The organism is Pseudomonas sp. FW215-R2 (assembly GCF_058789255.1).
Map to the genome: position 1 here is coordinate 79,248 of NZ_JBYTBO010000019.1, position 11,835 is coordinate 91,082.

An 11,835-nucleotide genomic window follows, 5' to 3' on the forward strand; every position below is an offset into this window, starting at 1 on the left:
AGACTCAACAAGGACGTCCTGCCCCATGAAACCGTTATCTCTCAGCGAAAGCGGCCTGCCGGCGCAAATCTGGAACAGCGCCGCGCAACTCGACAACATCCCCGTCATCAACACCCATAGCCTCGTGCCGCCCGGCGCGCGTGCGGTGGTCATTGCGCCACACCCCGGTGACGAAGTGGTGACCTGCGGCGGCTTGCTGCAACTGTTGTCTTCCCTTGGTCATCCCCTGCAATTGCTCTCGATCACCGACGGCAGCGCCAGCCATCCCGGCTCGCGCCAGTGGTCGGAAAAACGCCTGAGCGTGTTCCGCCCCCAGGAAAGCGTCGAAGCCTTGCGCCGCCTGGGCCTGCCGATGCACAGCCTGAAATGGGTGCGCGGCGGTTTCACCGACAATGCCCTGTTTGAACAGGAAGCCCAATTGACCGAGTTCATCTCGCGTTACCTGCGACCCGGTGACGTGGTGTTCAGCACCTGGTGCGAAGACGGCACCGAAGATCATGAAGTGGTCGGTCGGGCCAGCGCCAAAGCCGCACGACTGGCCGGTGCCAGCTACCACGATGTGCCGGTCTGGGCCTGGCACTGGCCCGAGCGCGATCAGGCACAGATTCCGTGGCACCGCGCGCGCAAGCTGCGCCTCGATACCTGGACCGTCGCGCGCAAAAGCCACGCTACCCACGCCTACGCCAGCCAGTTGAACGGCGAACCGGCCATCGGCATTGCACCGTTGTTGCCCAGGGCTATTCTGGAGCGCATGCGCCTGCCTTATGAAATTGTCTTCGTGGATTGAAGGTCGGGCGCGGGCAGTCACTCAATGTGAACTGCCCGCGCCCGGATCAGTCGCATGAAAAGGCAGTCATGATTCAGAGGAGCGACCGTGTCCAGCGACCCCAAGCGTCACGTCATCGACGCACAGCCCTTGAACCCGTCGACCATCCATCGCCTGCGGGTGTTGACGGTCAACACGCACAAGGGTTTTACCGCACTCAACCGCCGTTTCATTCTTCCGGAGCTGCGTGAAGCGGTGCGCAGTACCCGCGCCGACCTGGTGTTTCTTCAGGAAGTGGTGGGCGAACACGAACGGCATTCGAATCGCTACAACGAGTGGCCGCAAACCTCGCAGTACGAGTTTCTCGCCGACAGCATGTGGAGCGATTTCGCCTACGGCCGCAACGCCGTCTACCCCGACGGCCACCACGGCAATGCCCTGCTGTCGAAGTACCCGATCCGCGAATACCGCAACCTCGATGTCTCGATCACCGGTCCGGAACGCCGCGGTCTGCTGCACTGCGTACTGGATGTACCGGGGCACGATGAGGTTCATGCGATCTGCGTGCACCTGAGCCTGCTCGAAAGCCACCGTCAATTGCAGCTGCAACTGCTCTGTCAGTTGCTCGAATCCTTGCCGGAGGACGCGCCGGTGATCATCGCCGGCGACTTCAATGACTGGCAGATGCAGGGCAACCTCACCCTCTCCCGCCGCGACTACCTGCACGAAGCCTTCGAGCGTCATCACGGCCGGCCGGCCAAGACCTACCCGGCGCGCTTCCCGCTGCTGCGGCTGGACCGGGTCTACCTGCGCAATGCCAGCAGCCATGACCCGCAGATACTCGGCAACAAGCCCTGGACGCATTTGTCGGATCACCTGCCGCTGGCGGTCGAGGTGCATCTGTAGTTCGACCCCGCCGCGAGTGTCTACGCCAGCACCGACTACAGTCGCAATATTGACAGCAATGACCTGCGTGGCCTGGCAGGAAATCCGGGCGTTCGCATCAGTTGGCAAGCCGATAGCAGGCTAAGCAAACGCTCTGTTTCGCGGTTTCAGGTGTGTTTTTCCCTGCAAACAACAACTTAGATATGTGCAGAAAAACAAACGCTTGCAACCTCTGATTTAGCCATACCGCTCATCGTCCAATTTCTTGACGCAGGGACATCGGTCTTCTTAGCTCTACCTTACTACCCCCGGAAACACTACCCGGGGCGGGCCTTCGGACACTCGTGAAAACGGGTGGCTGCGGGTTCGCCTCGCTCCATTCGGTCGCCCCTCGTTCGGGGTAGGAGAGACGCCAAGGCGAGATACCACATGCGCTAGCAAGGTAGATCTTCATGAAAACCTCACTCACCCCACACGAGATCAAAATCACCTTTTGCACCGTTTCAAGTTCTATCTTGCTGTGCTCATCCATGGAGGCGCAGGCGGGTCCTGTGGCGGATGAGACCACGCCCTGGTATCGCCAGGACGTGCCGATCCTGACGCTGCCCGCGACCGTCATCACACCCGACCCGCAACGCTTGAGCCCGCGCCCCGACCTGCGCGGCAACTACCTGATCACCGAAGACCTTGCCCCCTCGGCCTGGGATCAACTCTACGGACAAGCCTCTCGCCAGGCGCAGACCGACATCCTCAACCCCGGGTTCGCGACACCCGGCGGTGGAGCACTCAAAGGACCGCCAGTGCTGACTCTGCAAGGCAGCAGCGGCCAGACCCAACGGATCGGATTGATCGGCGGCACGTACCAGATCCAGGGCAACGGCAACGGTCTGATCGTCAATCGCGCCCTCGTCGATCCGACCACCGACACCCTCAACCTCCAAGGCCAGAGCCTCGGCGCCTACTACAGCCTGACCGGGTCCGAAGGCTGGCACGTCGACCTGTCGGCCAGCGGTGGCCGGGTCAGTGGTTTCAGCCGTAATGAACAGGGCGCGCGCCTGGCCACCGAAGGCAGCGCGATGACGTTCTCGGTGGAGGGCGGTTTCCCGATCGGCTTGAGCGAAAACTGGGTTGTCGAGCCGCAGGCGCAGTTGATCAATCAGCGGATCACCCTCGACACGCCCTATGCGGGTTCGGGCAACGCTTCATCGAGTGACATTTCGTCCTGGAGCGGCCGGGTCGGCGCTCGGCTGAAAGGCAGTTACGACCTGAGCGGTCTGCCGGTCGAACCCTACGTTCGCACCAACTTGTGGCACACGGTGTACACCGGCAACACGGTGACCCTCGATCAGGTGGACAAGATCAGCAGCAGCCGCAAGTCATCGACGGTGGAGTTGGGTCTGGGTCTGGTGGCGAAGGTCACGCCGTCGGTGAGCCTGTATGTCAGCGCCGACTACAGCAGTGACGTGGATGACAATGATCTGAACGGGTTGATCGGCAGTCTGGGAATCCGGATGCGCTGGTAAGGACACGTCCAGTCGCCCTGCGGGAGCGAGCCGCTCGCTCCCGCAGGTGCTTCATCAACGTTCGGGCTTGAGGATCAACACCGCCAGTGGCGGCAGATTCAGCTCCAGCGACAACGCCTGACCATGGCTGGGCACATCATCGGTGAACGCCCCGCCACCATTGCCGTAATTGGAACCGGCATAGGTGTCGGCATCACTGTTGAGCAACTCGCTCCAGCGCCCGGCAAACGGCACACCCACCCGATACGACTGACGCGGCACTGGCGTGAAGTTGGCCACCACCAGCACCGGCGAACCGTCCTTGCTCCAGCGCAGCCAGGCGTAGACGCTATTGATCGCATCGTCACCGATCAGCCACTGAAACCCTTGCGGCGCATCGTCCTGTTCGTGCAGAGCCGGCTCTTCGCGGTACAAACGGTTGAGGTCGCCGACCAGTTTCTGCACGCCTTTGTGCTCGGAATACTGGAGCAGATACCAGTCCAGTTGTTGATCGTGATTCCACTCGCGCCACTGGCCGAACTCGCAACCCATGAACAGCAGTTTCTTGCCCGGATGAGTCCACATGAAGCTCAGGTAAGCGCGCAGGTTGGCGAATTTCTGCCAGCGGTCGCCGGGCATCTTGTCGATCAGCGAGTGCTTGCCGTGCACCACTTCGTCGTGGGAAATCGGCAGGATGAAACGCTCGGACCAGGCGTAGACCAGACCGAAACTCAGCTCGTTGTGATGATGGGCGCGGTACACCGGATCCTGCTGGATGTAATGCAGCGAATCGTGCATCCAGCCCATGTTCCACTTGTAGGCAAAACCGAGGCCGCCCTGCTGGGTACTTTGACTGACGCCGGGCCACGCCGTGGATTCCTCGGCAATCACTAAAGCTCCCGGCGCCTCCAGCGCCACCACATCATTCAAATGGCGAAGGAAGTCGATGGCTTCCAGATTCTCCCGACCGCCGTGGCGATTGGGCACCCACTCCCCGGCCTTGCGCGAATAGTCGCGGTACAGCATCGAGGCCACCGCATCGACCCGCAATCCATCGACGTGGAAATGCTTCAGCCAATGCAACGCCGACGCCAGCATGTAGCCATGCACTTCAGTGCGGCCCAGGTTGTAGATCAGCGTGTCCCAGTCCTGATGAAAGCCTTCCAGCGGGTTGCCGTATTCGTACAGCGCGGTGCCGTCGAACTGCGCCAGGCCATGGGTATCGGTCGGGAAATGCGCCGGCACCCAGTCGAGAATCACGCCGATTTCCGCCTGATGGCAGGCATTGATGAACGCCGCGAACTCGTCCGGCGTACCGTAACGCGCACTCGGGGCGAACTGCGACAGCAACTGATAACCCCAGGAGCCGCCGAACGGGTGCTCCATGATCGGCATCAGCTCGATGTGGGTGAAGCCCAGTTCCTTGACGTAGGGAATCAGCCGTTCGGCCAGCTCCGGCCAGGTGTACTGGCGGGCGACTTCACCGAGATCGTCCAGTTCGCACTGCCAGGAACCAGCGTGCAGCTCATAGATCGACAGCGGCGCATTGTGTTGCTGGCGCTCGCTGCGTCCGTTCATCCAGTCCTGATCCTGCCAGTCGACTTGCAGCGGCGAGGCGACTTTGGAAGCGGTGTCCGGCGGCAGGCTGGTGGCCAGCGCCATCGGGTCAGCCTTGAGCGGCAGGATGCCGTGAGCGCCGAGGATTTCGTATTTGTACAGATCGCCCGCCTGCAGGCGCGGAATGAACAACTCCCAGACCCCGGACGGATGCCGCAGACGCATCGGATGCCGGCGCCCGTCCCAGACATTGAAGTCGCCGACCACCGACACCCGCCGGGCATTCGGCGCCCACACGGCAAACCGTACACCGTCGACGCCATCGACGGTTTTCAGCTGCGCACCGAGGCAACCGCTGAGATCGCGATGATTGCCCTCGGCGAACAGGTACAAATCCATTTCACCGAGCAACGGCCCGAAGCTGTAGGGGTCTTCCGCGACCTGTTCGCCACCGGCCCAGCGGGTGCGCAACTGATACGGCCGCGAAGGCTCGAAATGCCCGACGAACAGCCCCGGCGTTTCGGTCGCCTCCAGCGGACCGCGCTCCTCGCCGGTGTCCTTGTCCAGCACCGTGACACTCAATGCACCGGGCAGATACGCCCGGATGAACTGCCCGCCGGCACCATCGCCGTGGGGTCCGAGAATGGAAAACGGGTCCTGATGTTCTGCGCGCACCAAGGCATCGATGTCCTTCGCCCTGGGCAGCAAGCGTTCTTTAACGTGACCCTGTTCCTTGTTCGAGAAACTCATGACTACTCTCCACCAAGATCGGAAAAGGGTTCAAGCCCCGTCAATAACCCATACAAACCGTGCAACGGCACGGGCAGCCAGGTGGGGCGATTTTCGGCTTCATAGGCCACCTCGTAGGCCGCTTTCTCCAGGCCGAACAACGCCAGTGCGGCGTCGGCACCTTCAGGATCTTGCCAGGCATGATCAAGACTAGCTGCCGCCCGGCGATATGCCTCGACAAATGCTTCGCGGGCCTCACGCAAATAGCGTTCGGCGACCCGGCGACGCGCCGCCTCGGCTTCGGGACTGTTGTCGACGTTGTGCACATTGATGGTCATCGCGGCGGCGTAATCGAATGAGCGCAGCACCCCGCTGACATCCTTGTACGGGCTGTGCTTGCCACGGCGCTCGGCCAGTGGCCGCGCCGGTTCGCCTTCGAAGTCGATCAGGTAGGCATCGCCCTTGATCACCAGCACTTGCCCCAGATGCAGGTCGCCATGGACGCGGATGCGCAAGCTGCCGGCGGATTTTTTCGCCAGCTCCTGCACATGGGCGAGGATGGTTTTCTTGTGGTCGAGCAGACGACCGACCAGCTTCTGATCCGCCGCATCAAGTTCGCCCTGATGCTGCTTGAGCAGCTTCAGCGCATGCTCGACCTGAGCGCCCACGTCCTTGCCGGTCGCCTGCGCATCCTTGGCCGAGCTGACCTGCGGTGCGAAGTCCTTGTTGTCGCTCGGCGCCGCCAGCACCTGATGCATTTCCCCCAGACGCTGACCCAGCATGCCGGCGAAGTCCTTCAGTTCGCCGAGCGCATTGTAGTGTTGCGACTGTTCAGACACGGCGTCCGCCAGCTCATCGCGCAACGCCCGTTCGAGGTTGTTCTGCGTCCATTCCCAGGCGTCGCCCTGATTGCTCAAGTAGCCTTGGGCGATCATCAGCAGGTTGTCTTCGCCCTTCCCGTCCCGACGAATCACCGAGCCGAGCAGCGGGGAGATATTGGCAAACCCGGCGGCGGTCAGATAAGCGCTCATCTCCAGTTCCGGGTGTACGCCGGACGCGACTTTGCGGATCAGCTTGAGCACCAGACTGTTGCCGATCACCACCGAACTGTTGGATTGCTCGGCGGACAGGTAACGCACTTCGGACTCGGCGCCGAGGCCGAGCTTGTCCAGTTGCGGCGTGGACTCGAAACGGATTTCTCCGTCACTCGATTCCAGCACCGTGCCACTCTGCATACCTTGCAGCACCGCGCGAATGAACGCTTCAAGGCTGAAGGCATCGGTGATCAGCCCGACCTGACGCACCCGACGCACCCGCGCCAGGGCCAGTTGCTGCGGCAAGGCCGGTCCGACCTGATCTTCCGAAATGAAGCCGAACGGCAGTTGGTAACGACTGGCCTGCCCGCCGCCGCTGACTTCGATTTCGCTGAGCAACACCGGATGCTGCGCGTCGCCGAAACGCACACCATAGGCCAGCCGGACTTGCTCGATCGCCGCATCCTTGCCGGCGAACCAGCGGCGATTCTGCAACCAGTTCGGCAGGATGCCCTGTTCGAGGGTGACCCGGGACGGTGCTTCGAGCAGTTCTTCCATGCGTTTTTTCAGCACCAGCGTGGTGAAGTCCGGCAGGCTCTGCGCCGGTTCGACGTGCCAGCTCGGCATCTGGTTTTCCGCCGCGAGGCCGAACCAGTAGAAGCCGTACGGCGCCAGGGTCAGCAGGAAATTCAACTGACCGATGGGCGGAAACGCATTACCGCCGAGCATCTCCACCGGCACCATGCCCACATAGGCCGAAAGGTCCAGCTCCACGGCCTGAGCGCTGCGCGAGACGTTGGCCACGCACAGGATGATTTCGTGTTTGCCGTCCGGCCCGGTGTATTCGCGGGTGTAGGCCAGAACGCGACGGTTGGCCGGCGACAGCATCTTCAAGGTGCCACGACCGAAGGCCTTGGACTGCTTGCGCACGGTCAGCAGGCGACGGGTCCAGTTCAGCAGCGAATGCGGATCACCGGCCTGGGTTTCGACGTTGACCGACTGATAGCCGTACTGCGGGTCCATGATCGGCGGCAGCACCAGACTGGCCGGGTCGGCCCGGGAGAATCCGCCGTTGCGGTCGATCGACCATTGCATCGGCGTGCGCACGCCATCGCGGTCGCCGAGGTAGATGTTGTCGCCCATGCCGATCTCATCGCCGTAATACAGGGTCGGCGTGCCGGGCATCGACAGCAGCAGACTGTTAAGCAATTCGATACGCCGGCGGTCGCGCTCCATCAGCGGCGCCAGACGCCGGCGAATGCCGAGATTGATCCGCGCACGACGGTCGGCGGCGTAGTAGTTCCACAGGTAGTCGCGTTCCTTGTCGGTGACCATCTCCAGCGTCAGTTCATCGTGGTTGCGCAGGAAAATCGCCCATTGGCAGTTGGCCGGGATCTCCGGGGTCTGGCGCAGGATGTCGGTGATCGGGAAGCGATCTTCCTGGGCCAGCGCCATGTACATGCGCGGCATCAGCGGGAAGTGAAACGCCATGTGGCATTCGTCGCCGTTGACGCCCTCGGCGTCGGTGTCACCGAAGTACAGCTGGGTGTCTTCCGGCCATTGGTTGGCCTCGGCCAGCAGCATGCGGTCCGGGTAGTTGGCGTCGATTTCGGCGCGGATCTGCTTGAGGACGTCGTGGGTCTCCGGCAGGTTTTCATTGTTGGTGCCGTCGCGCTCGATCAGGTACGGAATGGCATCCAGCCGCAAGCCGTCGATGCCCATGTCCAGCCAATAGCGCATCACCGACAGCACGGCTTTCATGACTTGCGGGTTGTCGAAATTCAGATCCGGCTGGTGCGAATAGAAACGGTGCCAGAAGTACTGGCCGGCCACCGGGTCCCAGGTCCAGTTGGACTTTTCAGTGTCGAGAAAAATAATCCGGGTGCCGTCGTACTTCTGGTCGTCATCGGACCACACATAGAAGTCGCGGGCCGCTGAACCGGGCTTGGCCTTGCGTGCTCGTTGAAACCACGGGTGCTGGTCCGAGGTGTGGTTGATGACCAGTTCGGTGATCACCCGCAAACCACGCTTGTGCGCCTCTGCGATGAAGCGTTTGGCGTCGGCCATCGTCCCGTAATCGCTGTGTACGCCACGGTATTCGGCGATGTCGTAACCGTCATCGCGCCGTGGCGAGGGGTAGAACGGCAACAGCCAGATGGTGTTGACGCCAAGATCGGCGATGTAATCGAGTTTGGCGATCAGGCCGGGAAAATCGCCGATCCCGTCGTTGTTGGAGTCGAAAAAGGATTTGACGTGGACTTGATAGATAACCGCGTCCTTGTACCAGAGCGGGTCCTTGATGAAGGTGGCTGACTTGGGTTTCTTCGCCATGTGAAACTCCTGATCAATGCAATAAGGGCGACCCGCGCAGATCGACAGATCGTTCCCACGCTCTGCGTGGGAATGCCGCCATGGACGCTCTGCGTCCGCCGTTGGGACGCGGAGCGTCCCGAGATGCGTTCCCACGCAGAGCGTGGGAACGATCTGTGAGTCAGTTCAAAAGGCGGTGATCCGCCAGATCCCGAACGGCTGATAAGCCGGGTCGATCCGCATGAACTGGTACTTGCCGTGCCAGTCCCAGCGATGGCCGTTCATCAGGTCTTCGCCGTGGGTGGTGGCGTCGTCCGGCAGGCCCATCTCCCACAGTGGCAATTCGAAATTGGCCTCCTGCACGTGGTGCGGATCGAGACTGACGGCCACCAGAATGAAATTGCTGCCATCGGCGCTGCGCTTGCCGAAATACAGAATGTTGTCGTTCCAGGCGTTGTAGATCTTCAGGCCCAGATGGCTGTGCAGCGCCGGGTTCTGCCGGCGGATGCGATTGAGCTGGGCGATCTCGGCAATGATGTTGTCGGGCGCATTGAAGTCGCGGACGCGGATTTCGTACTTCTCGGAATCGAGGTATTCCTCCTTGCCCGGCACCGACGCCGATTCGCACAGTTCGAACCCCGAGTACATGCCCCACAGGCCCGAGCCCATGGTCGCCAGCGCCGCACGAATGAGAAACCCGGGGCGCCCCGACTCATGCAGGAACGCCGGATTGATATCCGGTGTGTTGACGAAGAAATTCGGCCGGTAGCATTCGCGCCACGGCGATTCGTTGAGTTCGCTGAAATAGCTCGCCAGTTCAGCCTTGGTGTTGCGCCAGGTGAAATAGGTGTAGCTCTGGGTGTAACCGACCTTGCCCAACCGCGCCATCATCGCCGGGGTGGTGAACGCTTCGGCGAGGAAGATCACTTCCGGGTACAGCGTGCGCACATCGGCGATCAGCCATTGCCAGAACGGCAGTGGTTTGGTGTGCGGGTTGTCGACGCGAAAGATCTTTACGCCCTCCTCGACCCAGCCGACGACGATGTCGCGCAGCTCGACCCACAGGCTCGGAATCGCTTCCGGCGCATAGAAGTCGACGTTGACGATGTCCTGGTATTTCTTCGGCGGGTTCTCCGCGTATTTGATCGTGCCGTCCGGCCGCCAGTTGAACCAGCCCGGATGCTGCTTGAGCCACGGGTGATCCTGGGAACACTGGATGGCGAAATCGAGGGCGATTTCCAGACCATGATCAGCGGCAGCCGCCACCAGACGACGAAAGTCCTCGCGAGTGCCGAGCTGCGAATGAATCGCTTCGTGCCCGCCCTCTTCGCTGCCGATCGCATAAGGGCTACCTGGATCGTCCGGCCCTGCAATCAGGGAGTTGTTGCGGCCCTTGCGGTGGCTACGACCGATCGGGTGGATCGGCGTGAAATACAGCACGTCGAAGCCCATGTCCTGAATCATCGGCAACCGCGCGTGCACATCATTGAAAGTGCCGTGACGGGCGGGATCGTCGGTGATCGAGCGGGGAAACAGCTCGTACCAACTGGCGAACTCGGCCAGTTCGCGCTCGACGTCCAGCGGAAATTCATTGCTGATACTCAGATACGGGCGGTGATCGGCCTCGGTCATCAGTTGTGCACTCTGCGGGTGCAGAAACAGCGCCACCTGCTCGGTTTCGAGCAGCCCGGACAATTCGTGGTGCAGCGCCGCCAGCCGCTCACTGAGCGGGCCTTCGCTGCGTTCGGCCGCCTGTTGCACCATCGTGCGGCCCTCTTGCAACTCCAGGCTGACCGGGACGGCGGCGGTGTGCTTTTTCTCCAACTCGTACTGAAAACTGGCGAACAGGTCGATCCAGGCTTCGATCAGGTACAGATAGCGGCCCATGCGTTGAGGACGGAACCGGCCCTCCCAGCCATTGTTGCCCTGATCGGCCATGACTTCGCTTTGCCAGACTTCCTCGCCTTCTTCGCGCCAGCGGATGCGCACCGCCAGTTTGTCGTGACCATCGGCGAAGATCTTGCTGGTGACCACGATTTCGCGCCCGACCACAGCCTTGACGGCAAACTGCCCGCCCTCCAGCGAAGGCTGAGTGTTTTCGATGACGATGCGTGGCAGCAGCAACGCCTGCGACAGCGGGATGTGCGGGTTGTAGCTCTGTTCGGAGGGTTTTTCAGCAGTCATTGAGCATCTCTCCTTAACGCCCCAAGGACGCTCGCTTGCCTGTTTGGCGATCACGGCCGGGCCTGCGCCCGACGATGAACTCTCTCAGGTTCCGAGCGACCCTCGCCGGCAAAAGTTCACAGGGATTTGCCCCGCCACAAAATCGGATCGAATTCGCGGTGAAGTGGTCAACCCACTTAAGCACTTCTCACGCCATGTGCCACACGGAGGTTCATCTGATGAGTATTCCGATCCCCGCTGAAACGCCCGATCCGAACATCGACAAACCCGTCCTGCCCGAAACCGAGCCGCAGCCGATCCCCGAACAGGAGCCACCGGGCACCACGCCGCCGCCCAAGGAAGAGCCGCCGACGACCATGCCGCCAGTGATCGTCTAGCGACCATTAATCGGTTGCGCAGAACGATCCCCCGGGGCTGCGCCCTAACCTTTCAACACCCTTGGAAAAAGGACAGCCCCATGACCGTGCGCATCGAAAACCAGACCTGTTTTTTCGCCACCGAAAACGGTGAGCAGATTCGCCTGTGCGGTGACCTGACAATAATCACCGACAGTGAAAAATCGATGTCAGCCGTGGAAATCGAAGGCCGGCGCGTTTACATCACAGAGGCCGAAGCCGATGCGCTGACCGTCGCAGGCGCCCGAGACGGACGCAAACACCTCAAGGCCACCGACAGTGATTCGGTCATTTGACTGATCCCGGTCAAGATCCAGCGCAGACGTCTGGGATAAGCATCTGCGCCCCGGCCTGCCAGCTGCTTCAAGTTGTCGCAGGGCTGGGCGCAAAACCCATCTGATACGCTTTTTATTGAAATACCTGAGTCTGTTATGCAAACAGATCGGCGCTCATAGTTCACTGGCCTGATGGAG

Annotated in this window: 8 protein-coding genes; 5 read left to right on the forward strand and 3 right to left on the reverse strand. The window is 61.4% G+C overall.

The features are described 5' to 3' along the window. The first annotated feature begins 25 nt into the window (after window positions 1–25). The 3 genes from AC3WRD_RS23220 (at window position 26) to AC3WRD_RS23230 (ending at window position 3,174) form a co-directional block, all read left to right on the forward strand. Window positions 26–787, forward strand: coding sequence for a PIG-L deacetylase family protein (locus AC3WRD_RS23220; protein WP_096820270.1), 762 nt, complete (start codon window positions 26–28; stop codon window positions 785–787). A gap of 87 nt (window positions 788–874) precedes the next feature. Next, on the forward strand, window positions 875–1,672 hold the full coding sequence (locus AC3WRD_RS23225) for an endonuclease/exonuclease/phosphatase family protein (protein ID WP_096820269.1): 798 nt from the start codon (window positions 875–877) through the stop codon (window positions 1,670–1,672). Window positions 1,673–2,103: 431 nt separating this feature from the next. Continuing rightward, entirely contained in the window at window positions 2,104–3,174 is a 1,071-nt protein-coding gene (locus tag AC3WRD_RS23230) for an autotransporter domain-containing protein (protein ID WP_102621364.1), read from the forward strand. Between the two features lie 54 nt (window positions 3,175–3,228). Here the strand turns inward: AC3WRD_RS23230 and glgB are convergent, their stop codons facing one another. From glgB to AC3WRD_RS23245, 3 genes are all read right to left on the reverse strand, one after another. After that, a complete protein-coding gene (gene glgB, locus AC3WRD_RS23235; protein ID WP_102621365.1) occupies window positions 3,229–5,460 on the reverse strand; it encodes a 1,4-alpha-glucan branching protein GlgB in 2,232 nt (743 codons plus the stop codon). 2 nt (window positions 5,461–5,462) lie between these two features. Next, window positions 5,463–8,804: a maltose alpha-D-glucosyltransferase gene (gene treS / locus AC3WRD_RS23240; RefSeq protein WP_102621366.1), complete on the reverse strand. Its 3,342-nt coding sequence runs from the start codon at window positions 8,802–8,804 to the stop codon at window positions 5,463–5,465. A gap of 165 nt (window positions 8,805–8,969) precedes the next feature. After that, window positions 8,970–10,967 (reverse strand): alpha-1,4-glucan--maltose-1-phosphate maltosyltransferase, encoded by a 1,998-nt coding sequence (locus tag AC3WRD_RS23245; protein WP_102621367.1) that lies wholly within the window; start codon window positions 10,965–10,967, stop codon window positions 8,970–8,972. A 218-nt stretch (window positions 10,968–11,185) separates the two neighbouring features. Between AC3WRD_RS23245 and AC3WRD_RS23250 the strand changes: the two genes are divergently transcribed. Next, the gene (locus tag AC3WRD_RS23250; RefSeq protein ID WP_173861372.1) at window positions 11,186–11,344 is read left to right on the forward strand and encodes a hypothetical protein; all 159 of its coding nucleotides are present in this window, start codon (window positions 11,186–11,188) and stop codon (window positions 11,342–11,344) included. Window positions 11,345–11,424: 80 nt separating this feature from the next. Then, on the forward strand, window positions 11,425–11,658 hold the full coding sequence (locus AC3WRD_RS23255) for a DUF3203 family protein (RefSeq protein ID WP_102621368.1): 234 nt from the start codon (window positions 11,425–11,427) through the stop codon (window positions 11,656–11,658). Window positions 11,659–11,835 lie beyond the last annotated feature (177 nt).